Origin of the sequence: Holtiella tumoricola (assembly GCF_027857615.1) — a bacterium.
In the GTDB taxonomy this organism is placed as follows: domain Bacteria; phylum Bacillota; class Clostridia; order Lachnospirales; family Cellulosilyticaceae; genus Holtiella; species Holtiella tumoricola.
The window spans coordinates 124,190-143,597 of sequence record NZ_JAQIFT010000062.1; the positions used below are offsets into that span (position 1 = coordinate 124,190).

Genomic DNA, 19,408 nt, shown 5'->3' on the forward strand with positions numbered 1-19,408 from the left:
TTATTGTGTAAACTACTATAGAAATTTAAAGGAGTTAAGTATATTTTCAAGATTTGCTTTATCGGTCCATATAATTGTGTAGTCATACCTCTCTTGACCTTCAACAACAGGCTTTTTATTTTTGACAATGATTGCTACTTCTCTATCAAAAACTTTATTTTGATCTGCTGATGGTATAATTACTCTAGCTGGTTGACCATCTAAATCTACATCCATAACTTTTGGATTCATCCCAAAAGGTTTAATAGGTGTATTAATTTCTTGCTGTACAACCACATTTATTGGCCTATTATAAGCTTCAATTTCTGCAACTTCTACAAAGCCCCCTGGGCCATCATAACGTTCTTCATAGTTAGGGTTTTTAGTCCAGTCTGCAGGATACTTAAAACTAATGTCATAGAGTTCGCTCTTGAATTGTTTATAGCCTTCTCCACTTTCTCCTCGATAGTCAAATCCGTGTTCTTGGCTTAGAAGCAAATAGCTTATTCCTAAAATAGCAATTAAACCTAATTGATTATTCATCCCTCATCGCCTCTTTCCACATTCTAATTACTACCATATTATTCCAGTTTTATAAAATGGTTACACTTAATTTTTCTTGTATCTAAGTTCAGACTTTTTTATAATAGAAGCGTATTGAATACTATAACAAGCGCAACTTATACATTTATAAGTGTGCATTGTACAAGGAGGCAATTTATGAAAAAATTTTTAAGCTTAGTACTTTCTTGCTCTATGCTATTAGCAGTAGGATGTACAAACAACACTGGAGGAGACCTTAAGGCATCTACTAATGTCACGGCTCTAACTAGTGAAATACAAGTAGGTGGAATTGTACGCACAACTATGCCATCAGAACCTGATCACCTAGATCCTCACCTAAGCGCTGCTGCTGACACAAAAGCTGTCATGAACAATGTCTTTGAGGGACTTATTCGCTTTGATGAAAAAGGTGCATTCTTACCTCAACTTGCAACAGACTATACCGTAAGTGCTGATGGCCTACAGTATACTTTTGACATCAGAACTGATGTAACCTTCCATAACGGAGAGCCTATGACAATGGATGATGTATTATACTCTTATAAACGTTTATCCGGTCTTAATGGTGAAACTCCTCTTTCATCAAAATTCCAATCTGTAACTTCTATTGAAGCAATAGATGAAGATACTTTAACCTTTACTTTAAGTAACCAAGATGCTTCTTTCTTAAGCACCTTGATTGAACCCGTTATTCCTAAAAATTATACAGAGCAATCCAGCAAACCTATAGGCACAGGTCCTTTTAGTTTTGTAAGCTATTCACCAGCTAAAAGTATTGTTCTTAAACGCAATGATGCCTATTACGATACAACACGTATGGCATCTATAGATGAAATTGAATTCCGTATTATGACAGATGAAAGTAGTATTTTAATGGCGCTTAAATCAGGTGACTTAGATATGGCTCAAGTGCTTTCTATGAGTGTGCCTGCTTTAGAAAAAGACTTTACTATGACTTCTTTCCCACAAAATATGGTTCAGATCTTTGCACTCAATCATGATATCGAGCCTTTTAACGACTTAAGAGTCCGTCAAGCAATCAACTATGCTATCGATAAAGATCTAATTATCAATGGTGTTGTAGGTGGTTATGGTAGCAAACTTTATACCAATGCCAGCCCTGTAATGGGCTTCTGGTTCAATGATCTTAGTGAAAAGGAACCTTATCCTTATAACCTTGAAAAAGCAAAAACCCTTTTAGAAGAAGCCGGATTCCCTAATGGTTTTACTACAACAATCAAAGTACCTTCTAACTACCAAACCCATATTGATACAGCCCAAGTACTTGCTGATATGTTAAAACAAGTTGGCATTACCCTTAATATTGAACTTATTGAATGGGGTACATGGCTAGATACAGTCTATAGTGGTGGTAACTATGAAACAACTATTATCGGCTTAGCAGGTAAGCTTGACCCACACGAAACCTTTGTACGCTATCAAAGTGAATACGCTAAAAATTTCTACCACTTAAAGAATGATACATATGACCAGCTTATAGCTGATGGTATCCATGAAACAGATCTTGATAAACGTGCAATGATCTATCAGCAAGCTCAACAGTTACTTGCTGATGAGGCTGTTGCAGTCTATATTATGGACCCACACTTAATCATGGCATCTAAGCCAAACCTTAAAGGTTATACCCCTTATCCTGCCCCTTATTTTGATGCAACAAAGCTTTACTACGTAGGAGAATAAAAGGTGATCTTATGGGATTCTATATTAAAAAATTCACTTCATTAATCACTACTTTACTTCTGATATCTATTGTGACATTTGGGGTATTTCAAATACTGCCAGGGGATCCAGCTTCTATTATACTGGGTCCCGATGCAGACCCCTTACAACTTGAGGCGATGAGACAATCCTTGAATTTAGATGCACCAGTTCTCACACGTTATATAGATTGGATAGGTAATGCATTTAGAGGAAACTTAGGTGACTCTATTCGCTTCCGTATACCCGTTAGTGAACTCCTTCTTGCACGTATTCCTGTCACAGCATCTCTAGCACTTGTTTCACTTACCTTAACAGTGCTCATTGGACTGCCTATAGGACTGTTCATTGTACGTCATGACCATGCTAGCGGCAAGTTTGTCTGTATCCTTTCACAACTGAGTATCGCCATTCCTTCTTTTTGGATGGGTATTGTATTGGTACTACTTTTTTCTGTCACGCTCAACATTTTTCCAAGTGGTGGCTATATACCTTTTGTTACTCATCCTTTGAAGTGGCTTCAAAGTCTTTTTCTCCCTGGTCTTTCCATAGCACTCGGAGCTGCTGCTGTACTCATTCGTTACTTAAGCACAACTATGCTCGAAGAACTTCCCAAGCACTATGTCCAAACAGCTAGAAGCAAAGGATTATCCGAAGGCAAAGTCCTCACCAAACACGTCTTCAAAAATGCACTTATTCCTACTATTACTATTTTAGGTATGCTTGTTATTGATATATTAGGTGGGAGTATTATTACAGAAAATGTCTTTAACCTTCCAGGACTCGGGAATCTTATTGTTACAGCAATTAATAGTCGTGACCTTCCCCTTATCCAAGGGCTCGTCCTCTACTTAGGGGGGATTGTTGTTATAATCAACTTTATTGTAGATATCCTCTACAGCATAATAGACCCACGTATCCGTGTAATAGGAGGGCGCTAATATGAAGGCATTCAAATGGAATACTGAACTTATTATTGGAACATTTTTAATTGGATTTATTAGTTTATTAGCGCTTACTAGCTTTTTCTATACCCCTTATGACCCAGAGGCTATGGATATTGTAAACAAACTTCAATCCCCATCTTTCATACATTTGATGGGTACAGATCAATTTGGCCGAGATGTACTAAGCCGGATTATGGTAGGCGCTAGATTAATCTTTTTCATTGGAATAAGTACAGTATGCTTTTCTCTCTTAGTAGGAGGCTTACTAGGGATTGCTTCAGGGTACTTGGGAGGTTTTGTTGACACGCTCATTATGAAGCTTATTGAAGTAAAGATGGCATTTCCAGGCACACTACTTGCACTTATGCTTATCTCCCTTTGGGGATCTAATATGCCAATGATTATTATGGCACTAAGCATTATGAACATCCCACGCTTTACCAGGATTGTACGCAGTGGTTACTTACAATATAGGAATACTACCTTTGTAGAAGCTGCCATAACTGGAGGCATCAATCCTTTTCGCATTATGTTTGTACACATTTTGCCCAACTTAGCCTCTAGTATTTATATAACCGCTACACTCTCCTTCGCTTCAGCTATACTCTCAGAAGCAGGGCTAAGCTACTTAGGGCTAGGCCTACAACCTCCACTTGCAAGTTGGGGTAAGATGCTTGGCGAAGCACAACCCTATATGCTACAGGCACCTTACCTTGCAATCTTCCCTGGTATCATGATTACCCTAGTCGTACTAGGTTTTAACCTCCTAGCCGACGGCGTACGCCGCCTATAAAGTCTTTTTTAAAGACCAAATCTAAAAGGGATAGTGCACACGTAGTCCTAACCCTTCCTCCATAAAAATACCCCCTTATAGAAAGTCAATTCACAAGACTTCCTATAAGGGGGTATTTTATTCTATTCTATTCTATTAGGTACAGACTCTCGTTCTACAACATTGAATCCTAACCCTTTAATTTCATCCACTTTTATATGCTGATCGAGGTGCATACAGTAAACCTGACTTCTATATTTCTCTTTAACTTGGTCTGCTAATTTATACAAATACAGATGGGCATTCCCTTCATAATCTAATCCACAACTATCTTGATAGATATAATCAAGTTCACCACTTTCTAGTTTTTCAATGATTTCATCGGAAAGCTGACTTGAATCTCCACTATAATATAGCTTTTGTTTTTCTGTATTTAAAATAAATCCATATGCCAGCATAGTGTCTACATGGACTTGTTGTAACCACTGTACATTCACTAATCCCAGTCTATTAGCTTCAAACTTTACTTCCTTACTTCCATTTAACTTATACATTGCCTGTGTTACGCCAATAATATGTAAGTACGACTTTATAACCTCTTCATTAGGATAAAAAAGTTCTACTTCCACATTTAAAATATAATAACAATAAAATATAACTTCTCCTAAGCTCCCTATGTGATCTGGATGAGTATGAGTAATTATAATTTTTAATTTGCTTATTCCCTGCAGTAAATCTAGTTGTTGCAAGCCTTGAAATACTGTCCCTCCACAGTCTATAAGAAGCATCTCTTGCCCCTCTTTTATAAAAGCGCTATTATTACCTAATCTTGTATTAAATGCACTCCCTATACCAATAAACTTTAACATCTTATTCTCCTTCTAGTTAATAATTGACTAATGAATGCTATATACATCTGAAAACTCGATTACACATTTTTCAATTTTATTGCTAATAGTTGGATCAACAGTATCATTAACTTCTACTACTCGCTTGATAGGTAAGCTTAAACAAAAGCTCGTTCCTATGCCTTCTTCACTTTCTACATCAATTTGTCCACCATGCATTTCTACAAGTGATTTGACAAGTGCTAAGCCAATTCCACTACCTTCTGTCTTTCTTGTAATATTATCTTCAACTTGTACAAATCTTGTAAATATATCTTGTAGTTTTTCTTGAGGAATCCCAATGCCATTATCTTTTACAGATACATAAACATTCTCATTCTTTACTGCAATATAAACTTCTATTTCTAACTCTCTTTCTAAATGTTTATTACTTGTCATGGCTTTGACTGCATTTGAAAGTAAGTTCAACATAATACGCTCAATTTTATCAGGATCACAAGCAAGAATAATCTCCTCCTCCTCTGTATCAAAAATGAGACTAATACCCTTCTCTTCTATATAATCTGCTACAGACATCGTAATTTCTTCTATTACACTAATAATATTATGATTTTCAAAATTCATTTTGTAATATCCTGCATCTATACGTGTCATATCAATCAAGTTATTGACAAGCCTTAATAGTCTATATGCATTTTGTTTCACAATTTTTATGTGTTTATCCAAATTGGTGTCTTTATTATATTGAATACTTCCATCTTCTATATTTTTCCCCATCAGTTGCATCATAGAAAGTACAATATTAATGGGTGTTTTAAATTCATGTGACAAATTTGCAAAAAATTCATTTTTAAGCGTTTCCATCTGTAAGGCTTTCTCATACTCTAACTTTGCCTCTTCTAGTTGGCGCTCATGGGTTACATCTCGTCCCATAGCTATTATCAAATCATTTTCTTCTAATATTTTAGCTTTCCATTGTATCCATTTATATGCTCCATCTCCACACTGTATCCTACATGTAAAAGGTTCTGTCATATATTGATGTGCATGACATCTTGCTACCCATTTATAAAATAACACCATATCTTCTGGATGTACTAGTTTATCATAATAAGCACCTATGATTTCATTTTCTTTCCATCCAAGTACTTCGCTATAACCCTTATTTACTTTTTTCACTTGTCCATTTAAGTTAATAATACCTATTATGTCTACTGCATTATTAAGAATACAATCCATTTCTTCCTTTGTTAAATTATTCTCTCTAAGCACATTTTGAATTGTCTCTGCTAAGCTTGCATTTTTAAGTAGTATACTAATGTGTCTTATAAGCACCTCTATAAAATTACCTAAATCTTTTGGTATATGCATTGCATCTTTATATCCAAAGGAAAGAACACCTAATATTTCATCTTGATAAACCAAAGGGTAAACAGCTTCATAAGCTAGCCCTGACTCTCTTAAATCCACTCGTTCTTCTCTTACTTTATACTTATTATTATACTCAACATCATCTATATGCTTAATTCCCCAAAATCTTTTTTCTAGAATATCATTCCATGTAATCTTTACCCCTTTAAAAATATCTTCATTTCTCCACTTTTTCAAACCACATTTTATGCGTGAACCTATTATTCCTTGCTTTTGGTCATAGGTTAGAATACTTATATACTCTGCATTTAATTGCTGCATCATCTCTTCTTTTACATTATCTAGTACAACTAAGGCATTATTCGCATCGTTTAAAATACTCTTTAAAGTAGACATTTGCTCATAACTTTTTTTTAATTGCTTTTCCATTTTATACTCATAACTTCTATCTACCTTAGTCCCAATCAAATACTTTACGTTATCTTCCACATCAGGAATATAATTTTTGTTTACATGAAAATGAACCCTTTCTCTGCCTATAATAGCTTCCTCATCATACGTTATAGGTTGCTTGTTGTGTATCACTCTCTCGTCTTTCTCTTTTAGCTGGAGCCCATATTGAGTATTCCATAGTTCTAAATCTGTCTTGCCTAATATTTTCTCTCTAGTATCTACATCTGATAATGATTTAGATACTTCTATACATTGATCATTGATAAAAAGATATCTACCTTCTATATCTTTAATGCCCCCCAAGAAAGGTAGGCGATTAAAATAGGCCTCGAATAGATCTCTTTCTTGCTTATACCCACATTCTTCAATGATCATATATTTTGCTTGTTCACCCTCAAAGAACTCATCTATATATTTAATACTTAGATGTTCCACACATCCATATTTATCTTTTATAACCAAGCACTTCCCATCATCTGCAAACTTAAAAGTTTCGTCTATTTTTCTCTGTCTAATATTCTCTTGTGCTAAGTGTACTTGTTTACTAAATGCCTCATTTATAAATTTAATTCTATTACTTTTATCTAATATGCAGATTCCTTGATGTAAATTTTCTAATACTTTTCTCATATTTTCCCCACAAAATAATTGTATTTTTATTTTTTCTAATAATTATATACTATATTTTAAAAAACCATTAGTCAATTAAAAAGAGGTGTCCTAAGACACCTCCTTTTAGCTATTTCTTTCAAAACTTAAACAGTCTGTATGAGCATAGTTACTTACATTACACAAGCTACTTATTTCAATTTCATTTAAAGAACATTTCCATCCTGAATTATACATACAAGTATTCACGTCACAACATATGGTTTCTGTCTGTCCAGGATAACCTACCTGTTCTATGGCATTACGGGCATTTTGCTTGCTGGTATAGGATTCACAATAGGTAGCCTCTGTAATAGATGCACCTTCTCCTCCAACCTGGAGTTTTTCTGCTTGGCAAACGCTTGAATTATTGTAATAACACGATTCTACTGAACAACTTACTTTGGGCATTGGCGTAATCCTCCTTAACTAAATTTTACGAAACTATCTATACGTACAAATTTAGTATGGTTACAATGCCCAGTATTTATTCTACAAAATATTTATGCTCCTATACACCTAAGATGAAACTTACTATAAACCAAACACCTTCATACATCCCACTCATAATCATATTAAGCGGTGTACGTAATACGTCAAAAGACAAAATGAGTAGCAATGCTAAATAACCAAAACGTTCATATCTCATATATTTAAAATACTTATCTTGTGGCAAAATTGCACCTAATATTTTGGATCCATCTAATGGTGGTATTGGAATCAAGTTGAAAATCCCTAAACTTAAATTAATGATTGCTAACATCTGTAAAAGTCCATATACAAAGATAATAATATCTCCCATATAACCTACTGTTACTTGGCCACCTGTTACCTTTAATATCACACCCATAAAGAATACACTAAAAAGAGCAATAAAAAAGTTCATCACTGGTCCACCTAGAGCTACTAACACCATACCCTTTTTAGGGTTCTTATAGTAATTAGGATTAACTTGTACTGGTTTTGCCCAACCAAAATGAACAACCATCAAGCAAATGGTCCCTAAAAAATCTAAATGTCTAAAGGGATTAAGAGATAATCTTCCTGTTTGCTTTGGTGTTGGATCTCCTAATTTATATGAAACATAACCATGTGCAAACTCATGAAATGTAATGGCTACAAGTACAGCTATAAGCGTTTGTACTACTTCAAAAACACTGTCCATCTTTATCCCCCTTTAATATTTTTATACATAAGTACATCCATAATGTATTATAATTAGTTATACCATACCTATATGTATATTAAAAGGAGATGTTAACATGAATCAATTTGTATCTATCCAACCAGAAGCCTTAGATAAAAATCCATTTCAACTTATCGGTAAAGACTGGATGCTTGTAACAGCCCAGGCTAATGGAAAAGCGAATACAATGACAGCATCTTGGGGAGGCCTTGGAGTTATGTGGGGCAAAAATGTTGCTTATGTTGTTATCCGCCCACAACGTTATACTAAGACATTCATAGATGCCTCAGATAGATTCTCTCTTACCTTCTATGATGAATCCTTTAAAAAAGAATTAGGCTACCTTGGTAAAGTATCTGGTAGAGATGAAGATAAAATTGCTAAAGCTGGCTTAACACTTACTCACGAAGGTGAGACCCCTTACTTCGAAGAAGCTAACCTGGCTCTTGTATGCAAAAAGCTATATGCTCAAGAGTTTAAACCTGAATGCTTTATTGAAACAGAGCTCGATGGCAAATGGTATCCAAATAAAGATTATCATGTACTCTATGTAGTAGAAGTAGAGAAAGTCCTTGTAAAAGCTTAATCTCTTTTCTCTATACAAAAGTAGCATCTCTAGGCTATAAATTCCTGGGGATGCTACCTTTGTATTATTGATTACTCATTATACCCTTTAAGCTTTCCTGTACTGCTTCTGATATCTGGTAATAGTTATCACCTATACTTAATATCCTTAACGACGGTGTTGCAAAAATTTCTAAAGAAGTCTCATCACTTAAAAGTACCTTTAATGTTATGCTTTTCTCTCTTGCCTCATCACTTGCCAGCTCCTCATAAGGAATCTGAGCTGGTTCCAAAAACCTACTTTTGCTAATGCCTTCTAGCAATGCTTTACTTGTTTGTTGATCCAATTCTGTAACAAATATTCCATCTACTCTTGTACTTACTTCTATCCCTAGAACACGCTCATCAAAATTGGCTGCTTCAAAGAAGTGAGCAAGATCAAAATAAGTATCATCTGAACGCCCTACATTTTCACATAAATAGTATTGCCCTTCATACTCTACGATTACACGATAGTCTGGATTATAATCTTTACTTTCCCAAATGGTTCCCCCTTGTGCAAAAGTTGTGGCATACTCCTTGGCAGTATCTGTCGTTTCTCCAAATATAAGTAAACTTTCTAATTGACCTAACTGATTGGTTAAACTACTAAAATCTATATTTTGTGGGATCTCTTCTAAAAATACATAACGATATCCCTTATAATTCATAAACCTTCTCACGCCTACTTGCTGACCATAGGATGGATTCTCTTGTTCCATATAGCTTGGTGGTGTCATTAAACTTTGTTTGCCTACATAACTTCCAACCCCTACAACAACTAAAAGGCTTGCTGCTACATACATCCATTGTCTCGGTCTAAAACTTACTACATTTGAAGTTTTTTGAGGTTCTACCTTTTTCTGCTTTGCTTGTGCTAATATATTGTTTAACATTCTATCTTTTTGTTCTTGTGTAGGCTTAATACAGTCTAAGTTTTTATAAATTTCTTTTTCATTCATCACCTTCTCCTCCTATTCCGAGTTTAAGTAGTTCCCGTCCTTTTTTTAATCTAGACCGTAAAGTGGAAGCATTTACGTCTAGCATCTGAGCTATTTCATCTGTACTATATCCTTCATAGTAATGAAGATAAATGGGTAGCTTAAATTTATCAGGTAGCTTTAATACCAATTCAAGCACTCCACTTTCCTCATCATGGTGTACTGAATCGTGGGCGACACTATCAAATTCTATCCGCTTTTGCCACCAATGCTTAAGTTGATTTTTACAGTGGTTCTGAGCTGTAACAATTAACCAAGCCTTTTCATGTTCTATGCTTGCAAACGTTGGTTCTTTTTCAATAACCTTCATAAAAATAGCTTGTACAGCATCCTCAGTATCTATCTCATTCTTAAAAAACATAAAACATATACGATAGACCATATCTACATACTTATTATATAAATCCGTTATTCTTTCCGGTGTATACTCCATATTCTTCGTCACCCTACCTCCTTATATTTTTTCCCTTTAATAACAATACAATCGATACAGCTATTTTGTTGAAAGTAGGATAAAAAAATACACATTATTTTTCTCCTACTATGAGTAGTAAAAAGATAATGTGTTTTAAGTGCTTATTCTTTTCTCAAATACAAGACCAATGCAATGAAATTAATTACAACTGTCACCACTAAAAGAATAGATGAAGCACCTATGACAGCTCCATAGGTATCTAGGAGTGCTGTCCAATCACTTATTTGTACCAGATGACCCGTATAAAGTATTTGCATATATAATGAGGTCACACATGCACTAAAGCTTATGACAGCATACAAGCTATATCTTCCTATAGAAGCTTTCTTGTACTCAATCAAACTTAGAATAGGCACCCCCCAAGCAATTAATCCAAGTATTAAACTCCCTACATTTAACCACCCAGTATTAATCATCATATCCCCTCCTAAGTTTAGCTACGTCTATGCCTAGCATATCCATACTTATATCATCTTTTATCACTGCATGTCCTTCTTGTTGAATCAACTGACTTGCATGATATTTAGCCAAATTCCAGCTCTCCCACTGATTCTTATATTCTATTTCCCATGTGTAGCTTTCTATATAATCATTATAATGTTTACTTTTCATTTCTATAAAAGGACCTACACTAGATAAGCTTAAATCATCAAAACTTCTTTCCACTTCTACTTGTTGTGTCTCATATAAATACCCATTATACTTCGCTATCAAATAATCTACATTACAATAATTTAATCCAATATAAAGTACCATAAAGGTAATCATTAACTTCTTAATGATTCTAAAGTGGGATTTAAATAGACTTATTCCAATCAATACAATACTTAGTAAACTTAATATTAAGAACCAAGTGACGTAAACACGTTTAATGGTTAATCCATATTCACTCATATACATAATCATCTTTGCAAATGCTGTTAAAATGATAAACATGGTAAAACCAATAAAGCATACACTATAACCTTTAAGCCATTTTGCTTTTTTCTTCTCCCCTTTACCTTGTACAGCTAAATTAAGCCCTGCAACAATACCAATATTAAGAAGTGCTATAGGTAACATTTCAAAGAAACCTCTTCTCGCATATTCGGAATAGGTAAAATCACTTGGCAAAATCCCTCCAAAAGCAGATACAAAGTAGCTTAGTTGTGCCATACAATAAACAAGATATAGTCCTATAAGCAACGTACACACGGTCATGCCTATTGTAAAATCTACTTTCTTAGTGCTTAATTTCCATTGTATCTTTACTTCATCGTCTTCGTACGCATCAGCACATGTATCTTTCTGTCCTTCTACTTGCTCAATAGGTTGTTCTAAGTTTTTAAAGAAACCTATACAAGGAATAAATAGAAGACTTATACATGTTGCACGTGTCACAATGTAAAATAAATCTATTTCTATTTTATCTAAAAACAAGTTCATTACCCCTTGAAAAGCTGCATCTGCACTTATAAGCAAAAATCCTGCCATCAAGAGTATAGGAATACTGATTATAACCCCTATAATAATCTTTTTGATGAATTGCCCCTTACCCTCTGGTATTTGTTCATTTTCTACCTTTACATCCTGGATAGCCTTACCAAAGCATTCAAAAGGCTTAATGATACCTAAACTACAATGATTCAATAACCAATGAATAGTATATGGTTCATATGTATTCAAGTTATATAGTTCACTTATATGAATAATCAGTAACATAAAAAGTAATAAGAGATTAAAAAACTTCAACGTGTCGTTATCAAATAACGGAAAACATAATGTAATAAGTAAAACAGGTATACACCATTTGGTTAATGTCTTACCCTTTAGCTTATCTTTATCAAGTATTAAAACTAAAGTATAAAAAATACCTACTACAAGTGGTACCGCTATCCCAAGTCCCCCAAATATAATAAACTCACTAAGTGCAAAGCTTAATATAAGCGCTGCTCCTAAGCGCATCCTTTCTTGATACATCTTACTCCCCTCTTTTCTCTTAATGATTATATTTTATCTTCTTAATTACTAATCTTACTGTTGTCACTGCTGCCGTCACTAAAACGAGCACTGTAAGAAGCCAGATAATAGGTACAAGAAAGAAAGGTTCTTCTAACATACCATTTTCTAAAACTCTAGAATTCATATTGAAAGTTATAATACAAATGATATCTATGATCCCTAATATAAAGGTTGGTTGATATTGCTTTAAATAGTGTTTCATCTCTATTACTCCTCATCTTCCTTATACTCAAGTATATCTCCTGGTTGACACTCTAACACTTTGCAGATTGCATCTAATGTTGAAAATCGAATAGCCTTGCCTTTGTTATTCTTAAGAACTGATAAATTGGCAAGGGTTATACCTACTCGCTCCGAAAGCTCATTCATACTCATCTTTCTTTTGGCAAGCATAACATCTAAGTTTACGATAATAGCCATGTAAATCACCTCTTCTATATTGTAAGTTCATTTTCTTCTTGTATTTCTATGGCCACATCTACTAGTTTGTACAAGATAGCACCAATTAAAGCTACCATAAAAGCCCCGCCAACAATAACAATCATACTAATAGTTACTGGAATAAATAAAAGAGCTGTACCATACGCCAAGCAAATCACCACAGCACATAGGCTAATTATTTTTAAGTTTTTCTTACTAGCCATTGAAAAAGGATTACGCTCAATAATATTATGGGCTAAGTTTTTGGTTTGCCATAGTATGATCCAAGCTGGTATGCCTGTTGTATACAATAAAATCATTAGCCTTATAGTATGTGTCTCACTATAAAAATTAACCCGACTTACTAACCATCTCACAAGCCATGGTAAGCCTACAATCATACCTGTTAGTACAATTAATCCTGCTATACATAATCCATACAAAAATTTACTTAAATTATCATTCTTCATAATATCACCTCAAACTGATTATAGACCTATCTAATTCTATTTTCAATATATTTTTATCGAAAAACGATATATTTTTATTTTATAACAATCAAAAAAGCAGAGAATAGGCTCAAATTTCCTCCTGTTTCTCTGCTTTTACACGCTCTATTTTCTATTAAATATTTTGTATACTATTCTTCAAGTCTAATACCCCGTATCCTTCTGCTGGATTTGGATAACTTGCATTAGGTCTCCTTCTAGCACCTCTTATTAAAATAGTTCTTGCTATATTTGTATTAATAATATTAAAATTTTGCTCTACGACTGCCCATTGGAGTAGCAATGCACATGCTGCTGCAGTTATAGCTGTTGAAGCTCCTGTTCCCGTCTTAGTTGTATATCCACCAAATAAATCTGGACCTGGCACATTTATCCCTGGTGCCACAATATCAGGTTTGATCACTGCATTGGTTGTAGGCCCCCTTCCTGATGAAGGATAAGCACTTTGGCTCATAGGATTATAATTACCTACTACTATTACTTTTTCAGCTGTAGATGGAATACATACTGTTATTTGAGGATTAGGCCTTAAAAATCTTGTTTCTTCCTTTATAAACCCCTCTCTTGGCAACCATATATTATAATCACCGAATAGAACGTTTTCGCCATATATATAGATCTTCCATATTCCTGGGGTAGGGTTCTTAAACTTCATTTCTACACTTTGACTTCCTGTAATCAAATTAGGAATTTCATAATCTACTGTGATTATACTCCTCTCTAGTGCAAAAGAAAAAGTTTGTACATCAAGAAAATTAATCGGTACTTTATTAATAGTATTTCCTAGAGGCGTTTTAACACCCACTGCAATTTTATCTGCTCCCGTAGTCCATATATTTAAATAAAATCCATTTTCTCCTTCTGGTACATTTATCTCTACTTCTTGCATCTCTCCTTGCTTAATAGTATTAGAATAATGGCTAGATAAATTCCCTTCATTACCTGCAGAGGAAATAAGAATCACATCATATACATCTGCTTTATTACTTAAAAATCTTTCAATAATCGTAAGGCCATTATGTGCACCCCAATTGCTTCCTAATGCTAGACATACTGCAATTTGCTTATCTCTATCAAGTGCATATTTTATTACATAGTTAATCCCCTCCATAATATCATTGGCCTGATAAGCTGGTACCTCTTCTGGCAACAGTTTTTCTTCTCTAAGATATTGCTGCGCACCTCTTAATTTTACTACTACAAGTTCTGCATCAGGTGCTCCCCCAGTATAGGTTGTTTCTCCTCCTCTATCTTTCCCTGCTGCTATACCAGCTAAATACGTTCCATGCCCATTGGTATCTCGAGAAGGTACAATACTATAAGGATCATCTGATGCTAGTGCTCTATTAATCTCTTCTTCAGTATATACGGATCCAAAATCATAATCATAAAATCCATAATTCACTGGTGGGTTTCCATCAACTGTCTGATCCCATATAGCTTTTATTCTTGTTGTACCATCCTCATATCGAAAAAGATTATTGGTATATTGAATCCCTGTATCAATGAAACCTATCATAATATCTTTCCCTGTAAGTTCTAACAACCCAGGTTGCTGAAAAGGTAATATATTCACTTCCCCTAATACTTCACTTATATTTAGTCCAAATAGTATAGGCGTAAATGCTGCTACTGCTCCTTTTTTCAACCTTTCAAAATCTTCCCTAGCACTATCTGGGACTTGTATATGGGAAATGCGAGAATCAATTTCGTAAAATTTGATATTAGGATATAATTTTTGTAAGTCATCTTTAGACATAATATGTTCTATTACATAGTCTCTAATTTGCTGTCTACTTTCCATTCACCTCAACTCCCCCTATTTATTAATCTATACTAATGCTTAAACCAAATTTTTCTAAACATTCTCAATACTACTCTCTAAATCTAATTTTCCATACCCCTCTACTGGATTGGGATAACTTATTCCCGGACTTCTTTTTGCTCCTCTTATTAAGATAGTCTTTGCAATACTTGTATTAATAATATTAAAATTCTGCTCTACTACCGCCCATTGCAATAATAATGAACAGGCTGCTGTAGTAATCGCTGCCGCTGCTCCCGTTCCTGTCTTCGTTGTATATCCCCCTATCAAATCTGGTCCTGGTACATTGACCCCTGGAGCTATAATATCTGGTTTAATTACCTCACTAGTTGTAGGTCCTCTTCCTGATGATGGACATATCCCTTGAGTTACTATATCATATCCTCCAACTACGATTACCTTGTCTGCAGTAGAAGGTATGCAAACCGTTGTTTCTGGATCTGGTCTTAGAAATCTTGTACTTTCTTTTATAAATCCTTCTCTTGGAAGCCATATATTATAATCCCCTGACAATATATATTTTCCATGTACATAAAGCCGCCATATTCCTGGCACCGGATTTACAAGTCTCACCTCTATACTCTGACTGCCTGTAGTGAGATTTGGAAATTCATAATCTATGGTAACCTGACTTTTTTCTAAATTAAATTTAAACTCTTGTCTTTCTTCGAAATTAATAGGAACTACATCTACATTATTTCCTAATGGTGTTCTAAAACCTACTTCAAGCTTATCTACACTAGAAGCCCATATAGCAAATGCAACTCCCTTTTCACCTTCACCAACATTAATCTCTATCTCTTGCGTTTCACCTTGCTTAACCCTATTAGAATAATGATGAGAAGTGTTACCTTCATTGCCTGCTGAAGACACAAGAATAACATCATAAACATTGGATTTATCATTCAGAAACCTCTCTATTAATGTCAATCCATTATGGGCACCATAATTACTTCCTAGGGCTATACATATAGCAATGGTTTTATCTAAATCATGAGCAAACTTTATAAGACAATTAATCCCCTCCATAATATCATTTACTTCATACGCCACAGCATTTTCTTGTAACAAATTTTCTCTTTTTAGATATTCTTTAGCTTCTCTTAATTTGACAACAACAATATCTGCATCTGGTGCACCTCCTGTATAGCCTGCCGCACCTGTTCTATCCTTACCTGCTGCAACACCTGCTAAGTAGGTTCCATGACCATTGGTATCTTTAGAAGGTACAATACTATAAGGATCTTCAGAAGCTAGTGCCCTGTTAATGTCTTCTTCCATGTATACTGAACCAAAATCATAGTTGTCTACTCCATAATTCATTGGTGGATTGCCTTCTATAGTTTGATCCCATATGGCCTTTATACGTGTTGTATTATCTTCATATTTAAAGAGATTATTAGTATACTGAATACCCGTATCAATAAATCCTATCATCGTACCCTTACCTGTTAACTCGATAAAAGAACCTTGTTGAAAGGGCTGTATATTTGTCTCTTCCAATACCCCACTTATATTTAATCCCATTAATATAGGAGTAAATACTGCGACAGCCCCTTGTTTAATCTTATTGAGTTCTGCTTCTTGTCCTTCAGAAATTGCTATATGCGAAATCCCAGGGGCTAGTTCATAAAATTTAACTGTAGGATATATTGTTCTTAGAGCTTCTACTGACATAATGTGCTGTATAATATAATCCCTAGTTGTTTGTCTACTCTCCATCTCATTCAGCTCCCTCATTCATTTATATTTAAGTATATGTCTAAGCTTCTATTATTTATCTTAAATATTTTGTATGCTTTCTCTTAGATCTAGCTTTCCATATCCCTCTATAGGATTTGGATAAGTTACATTAGCATCCCTTTTTGCTCCTCTAATGAGAATTGTCCGAGCTATATTTGTATTAATAATAGGAAACCTACCTTCTATGATTGCCCACTGTAATAAAAGGGCACAAGCTGAAACAGTTATCGCCGTAGATGCTCCTGTTCCTGTCATAGGTATATATCCCCCATCCAGATTAGGTCCTAATATATTTACGCCAGGAGCTATAATATCTGGTTTGATTATTGCATTAGTCGTCGGTCCTCTCCCTGATGACGGATAGATGCCATTACTTAATACATCATAATTCCCCACAACTATTAACTTTTCTGCAGTTGACGGAATACTTACTGTTGTAAGAGGATCTGGTCTTAGAAACCTTGTCCCTTGCTTAATAAATTCCTCTCTTGGAAGCCAAAGATCATATTCTTCAAACAGTATCTTGCTTCCGTAGATATATAACTTCCATATTCCAGCTATAGGATTTATAAATTTGAGTTCAGCACTTTGACTTCCTGTAATTAAATTAGGAAATTCATAATCTAAAGTCACTCTACTCTTTTCTAGATTAAAGGAAAAGCTTTGTACTTCAGTAAATATCGTAGGAACTTCTTGTATTGTATTGCCTAGCGGTGTTCTAAATCCTACAGAAATTTTATCTGAACCTGTAGCCCATAAATGAACTGTAAATCCTTTTTCTCCTTCTTCAACATTAATCTCTATTTCTTGCCTTTCCCCTTGTTTAATAGTACCAGCATAATGATGTGCCTTATTTCCTTCATTTCCTGATGATGATACCAAGATAACATTATAGATATCTGCAAAGCTATTTAGAAAGCGCTCTATTATTGTTAAACCATTATGAGCACCTTGATTACTCCCTAAAGCTAGGCAAATGACAATTGGCTTATTTAGATTAATGGCCACACTTACTAAATAGTTAATCCCCTCCATGATGTCATTTGCTTGATAGGCCGCTACTTCATCTGGTAATAAATTTTCTTCTCTCAGATATGTTTTTGCCTCCCTTAGCTTGACTACAACAATATCTGCATCTGGTGCACCTCCCGTATATCTTGTATCTCCTATTCTATCTTTACCTGCCGCAACACCTGCAAGATATGTTCCATGCCCATCGGTATCTTGTGACGGAACGACCTCATAAGGGTTCTCAGCTAATAAGGCTTTATTAATATCCTCTTCTGTATATACAGAACCAAAATCATAGTTCTCCATTCCATAATTAATTGGTGGATTACCCTCTATGGTCTGATCCCATATGGATTTAATTCTTGTTGTACGATCTTCGTATTGAAAAATAGGATTGGTATATTGAATTCCAGTGTCCACAAAACCTATTAATGTACCTTTTCCTGTTAATTCTCCTAGAGGTGATTCATGAAAAGATGATATATTTACCTCTTCTAGCGCCTCTTCTATATCAAGACCAAATAATATAGGTGTAAATATACCTATACCAGCCTTTCTTAATTCATCTAATTCCTTATTTGCATATTCCGGTACTACGATATGAGAGATTCTTGGTGTTAAAGTATAAAATTGAATATTAGGGTATAGACCACTTAAGATTTCTCGTGATAACAGATGTTCAATAATATAATCCTTACTCCCTTCTACTCTATTCATCAGTTTTCAACTCCTTTATTTTCCTTATACTTAAATATATGTTTCTTTAAATAACTATACTTATTTAAACCGTTTTATATTTTAAAATAAAAAACTCTATACAAAAAAAGTGTTAGAGAATTTAATCTCTAACACTTTTTTGTTCTAATTCTATTAAATATTCTTTGATTTCAAGTCCTCCGCCATAGCCAACTAGCTTTCCATTTGCTCCAACAACTCTATGGCATGGAATGATAATAGGAATAGGGTTACGATTATTAGCAAGGCCTACTGCACGGTATGCTTTGTCTCTTCCTACTGCCTCGGCAATATCTTTATAAGATCTAAGTTCTCCATAAGGAATGTCTAAAAGGGCTTTCCATACCTCTTGCATAAAAGGTGTACCTACTGGTCTTAAAGGCAAATCAAATTGTTGAAGCTGGTTTGCAAAATACGCTTTCATTTGTTTCTTGGCTTCTTTTAGCAAGCTTGTTTCTTCTTCCTTCAACACTTCTTCTAGTATTTCACCTGGATAAAGAATACGCGCAATCGCTTGCTCTTCTTCAATAATGCCTATTAGTCCAATAGGGGAATGATAGTATTGTATTGCCTTCATCTTTTGTACACCACCTTCTAT

Annotated in this window: 20 protein-coding genes; 4 read left to right on the plus strand and 16 right to left on the minus strand. The window is 34.6% G+C overall.

The window, feature by feature from the left end:
• Positions 1–15: 15 nt before the first annotated feature.
• Entirely contained in the window at positions 16–522 is a 507-nt protein-coding gene (locus PBV87_RS18425; protein WP_271013279.1) for a hypothetical protein, read from the minus strand.
• 177 nt (positions 523–699) lie between these two features.
• Between PBV87_RS18425 and PBV87_RS18430 the strand changes: the two genes are divergently transcribed.
• From PBV87_RS18430 to PBV87_RS18440, 3 genes are read left to right on the plus strand one after another with little or no spacing between them, the layout of a single operon-like run.
• Complete coding sequence (locus PBV87_RS18430; RefSeq protein ID WP_271013280.1) at positions 700–2,244, plus strand: ABC transporter substrate-binding protein; 1,545 nt, start codon at positions 700–702, stop codon at positions 2,242–2,244.
• A gap of 11 nt (positions 2,245–2,255) precedes the next feature.
• Positions 2,256–3,203, plus strand: coding sequence for an ABC transporter permease (locus PBV87_RS18435; protein ID WP_271013281.1), 948 nt, complete (start codon positions 2,256–2,258; stop codon positions 3,201–3,203).
• Between the two features lies 1 nt (position 3,204).
• Positions 3,205–4,002 (plus strand): ABC transporter permease, encoded by a 798-nt coding sequence (locus PBV87_RS18440; protein ID WP_271013282.1) that lies wholly within the window; start codon positions 3,205–3,207, stop codon positions 4,000–4,002.
• Between the two features lie 122 nt (positions 4,003–4,124).
• Here the strand turns inward: PBV87_RS18440 and PBV87_RS18445 are convergent, their stop codons facing one another.
• The 4 genes from PBV87_RS18445 to PBV87_RS18460 all read right to left on the minus strand — a co-directional run bounded on the left by PBV87_RS18445 (position 4,125) and on the right by PBV87_RS18460 (position 8,466).
• Entirely contained in the window at positions 4,125–4,850 is a 726-nt protein-coding gene (locus PBV87_RS18445) for an MBL fold metallo-hydrolase (protein ID WP_271013283.1), read from the minus strand.
• A 27-nt stretch (positions 4,851–4,877) separates the two neighbouring features.
• The gene (locus PBV87_RS18450; RefSeq protein ID WP_271013284.1) at positions 4,878–7,283 is read right to left on the minus strand and encodes an ATP-binding protein; all 2,406 of its coding nucleotides are present in this window, start codon (positions 7,281–7,283) and stop codon (positions 4,878–4,880) included.
• Positions 7,284–7,388: 105 nt separating this feature from the next.
• Positions 7,389–7,712, minus strand: a complete 324-nt coding sequence (locus tag PBV87_RS18455) for a DUF1540 domain-containing protein (RefSeq protein WP_271013285.1) — start codon at positions 7,710–7,712, stop codon at positions 7,389–7,391.
• Positions 7,713–7,812: 100 nt separating this feature from the next.
• Positions 7,813–8,466 carry a site-2 protease family protein gene (locus PBV87_RS18460; RefSeq protein WP_271013286.1) on the minus strand — a complete coding sequence of 218 codons (654 nt, stop codon included), beginning with the start codon at positions 8,464–8,466 and terminating at the stop codon, positions 7,813–7,815.
• A gap of 97 nt (positions 8,467–8,563) precedes the next feature.
• On the opposite strand from PBV87_RS18460, the gene PBV87_RS18465 reads away from it, so the two are divergent.
• A complete protein-coding gene (locus PBV87_RS18465; protein ID WP_053983080.1) occupies positions 8,564–9,073 on the plus strand; it encodes a flavin reductase family protein in 510 nt (169 codons plus the stop codon).
• 64 nt (positions 9,074–9,137) lie between these two features.
• On the opposite strand, the gene PBV87_RS18470 is transcribed toward PBV87_RS18465, so the two are convergent.
• From PBV87_RS18470 to PBV87_RS18520, 11 genes are all read right to left on the minus strand, one after another.
• Positions 9,138–10,052, minus strand: coding sequence for a hypothetical protein (locus tag PBV87_RS18470; RefSeq protein WP_271013287.1), 915 nt, complete (start codon positions 10,050–10,052; stop codon positions 9,138–9,140).
• On the minus strand, positions 10,045–10,536 hold the full coding sequence (locus PBV87_RS18475; RefSeq protein ID WP_271013288.1) for an RNA polymerase sigma factor: 492 nt from the start codon (positions 10,534–10,536) through the stop codon (positions 10,045–10,047). Before PBV87_RS18475 ends, PBV87_RS18470 begins: the two co-directional genes overlap by 8 nt.
• Positions 10,537–10,667: 131 nt before the next feature.
• Positions 10,668–10,982 (minus strand): hypothetical protein, encoded by a 315-nt coding sequence (locus PBV87_RS18480; protein WP_271013289.1) that lies wholly within the window; start codon positions 10,980–10,982, stop codon positions 10,668–10,670.
• Positions 10,975–12,525 (minus strand): DUF4153 domain-containing protein, encoded by a 1,551-nt coding sequence (locus PBV87_RS18485; protein WP_271013290.1) that lies wholly within the window; start codon positions 12,523–12,525, stop codon positions 10,975–10,977. The genes PBV87_RS18480 and PBV87_RS18485 overlap by 8 nt, the downstream gene beginning before the upstream one ends.
• 19 nt (positions 12,526–12,544) lie before the next feature.
• The gene (locus PBV87_RS18490; protein WP_271013291.1) at positions 12,545–12,769 is read right to left on the minus strand and encodes a DUF3955 domain-containing protein; all 225 of its coding nucleotides are present in this window, start codon (positions 12,767–12,769) and stop codon (positions 12,545–12,547) included.
• 5 nt (positions 12,770–12,774) lie between these two features.
• Positions 12,775–12,987: a helix-turn-helix domain-containing protein gene (locus PBV87_RS18495; protein ID WP_053983075.1), complete on the minus strand. Its 213-nt coding sequence runs from the start codon at positions 12,985–12,987 to the stop codon at positions 12,775–12,777.
• Between the two features lie 14 nt (positions 12,988–13,001).
• A complete protein-coding gene (locus PBV87_RS18500) occupies positions 13,002–13,457 on the minus strand; it encodes a DUF2975 domain-containing protein (RefSeq protein WP_271013292.1) in 456 nt (151 codons plus the stop codon).
• 154 nt (positions 13,458–13,611) lie between these two features.
• Positions 13,612–15,300 carry a S8 family peptidase gene (locus PBV87_RS18505; RefSeq protein WP_271013293.1) on the minus strand — a complete coding sequence of 563 codons (1,689 nt, stop codon included), beginning with the start codon at positions 15,298–15,300 and terminating at the stop codon, positions 13,612–13,614.
• A gap of 54 nt (positions 15,301–15,354) precedes the next feature.
• On the minus strand, positions 15,355–17,043 hold the full coding sequence (locus tag PBV87_RS18510) for a S8 family peptidase (protein WP_271013294.1): 1,689 nt from the start codon (positions 17,041–17,043) through the stop codon (positions 15,355–15,357).
• A 60-nt stretch (positions 17,044–17,103) separates the two neighbouring features.
• Positions 17,104–18,792 carry a S8 family peptidase gene (locus PBV87_RS18515; protein ID WP_271013295.1) on the minus strand — a complete coding sequence of 563 codons (1,689 nt, stop codon included), beginning with the start codon at positions 18,790–18,792 and terminating at the stop codon, positions 17,104–17,106.
• Between the two features lie 121 nt (positions 18,793–18,913).
• Positions 18,914–19,387 (minus strand): methylated-DNA--[protein]-cysteine S-methyltransferase, encoded by a 474-nt coding sequence (locus PBV87_RS18520; RefSeq protein ID WP_271013296.1) that lies wholly within the window; start codon positions 19,385–19,387, stop codon positions 18,914–18,916.
• Positions 19,388–19,408: the final 21 nt, after the last annotated feature.

Bases quoted from the DNA above. Each gene is read 5' to 3' on its own strand.
- PBV87_RS18425 (WP_271013279.1), bottom strand. From the start codon at position 522: ATGAATAATCAATTAGGTTTAATTGCTATTTTAGGAATAAGCTATTTG.
- PBV87_RS18430 (WP_271013280.1), top strand. From the start codon at position 700: ATGAAAAAATTTTTAAGCTTAGTACTTTCTTGCTCTATGCTATTAGCA.
- PBV87_RS18435 (WP_271013281.1), top strand. From the start codon at position 2,256: ATGGGATTCTATATTAAAAAATTCACTTCATTAATCACTACTTTACTT.
- PBV87_RS18440 (WP_271013282.1), top strand. From the start codon at position 3,205: ATGAAGGCATTCAAATGGAATACTGAACTTATTATTGGAACATTTTTA.
- PBV87_RS18445 (WP_271013283.1), bottom strand. From the start codon at position 4,850: ATGTTAAAGTTTATTGGTATAGGGAGTGCATTTAATACAAGATTAGGT.
- PBV87_RS18450 (WP_271013284.1), bottom strand. From the start codon at position 7,283: ATGAGAAAAGTATTAGAAAATTTACATCAAGGAATCTGCATATTAGAT.
- PBV87_RS18455 (WP_271013285.1), bottom strand. From the start codon at position 7,712: ATGCCCAAAGTAAGTTGTTCAGTAGAATCGTGTTATTACAATAATTCA.
- PBV87_RS18460 (WP_271013286.1), bottom strand. From the start codon at position 8,466: ATGGACAGTGTTTTTGAAGTAGTACAAACGCTTATAGCTGTACTTGTA.
- PBV87_RS18465 (WP_053983080.1), top strand. From the start codon at position 8,564: ATGAATCAATTTGTATCTATCCAACCAGAAGCCTTAGATAAAAATCCA.
- PBV87_RS18470 (WP_271013287.1), bottom strand. From the start codon at position 10,052: ATGAATGAAAAAGAAATTTATAAAAACTTAGACTGTATTAAGCCTACA.
- PBV87_RS18480 (WP_271013289.1), bottom strand. From the start codon at position 10,982: ATGATTAATACTGGGTGGTTAAATGTAGGGAGTTTAATACTTGGATTA.
- PBV87_RS18485 (WP_271013290.1), bottom strand. From the start codon at position 12,525: ATGTATCAAGAAAGGATGCGCTTAGGAGCAGCGCTTATATTAAGCTTT.
- PBV87_RS18490 (WP_271013291.1), bottom strand. From the start codon at position 12,769: ATGAAACACTATTTAAAGCAATATCAACCAACCTTTATATTAGGGATC.
- PBV87_RS18495 (WP_053983075.1), bottom strand. From the start codon at position 12,987: ATGGCTATTATCGTAAACTTAGATGTTATGCTTGCCAAAAGAAAGATG.
- PBV87_RS18500 (WP_271013292.1), bottom strand. From the start codon at position 13,457: ATGAAGAATGATAATTTAAGTAAATTTTTGTATGGATTATGTATAGCA.
- PBV87_RS18505 (WP_271013293.1), bottom strand. From the start codon at position 15,300: ATGGAAAGTAGACAGCAAATTAGAGACTATGTAATAGAACATATTATG.
- PBV87_RS18510 (WP_271013294.1), bottom strand. From the start codon at position 17,043: ATGGAGAGTAGACAAACAACTAGGGATTATATTATACAGCACATTATG.
- PBV87_RS18515 (WP_271013295.1), bottom strand. From the start codon at position 18,792: ATGAATAGAGTAGAAGGGAGTAAGGATTATATTATTGAACATCTGTTA.
- PBV87_RS18520 (WP_271013296.1), bottom strand. From the start codon at position 19,387: ATGAAGGCAATACAATACTATCATTCCCCTATTGGACTAATAGGCATT.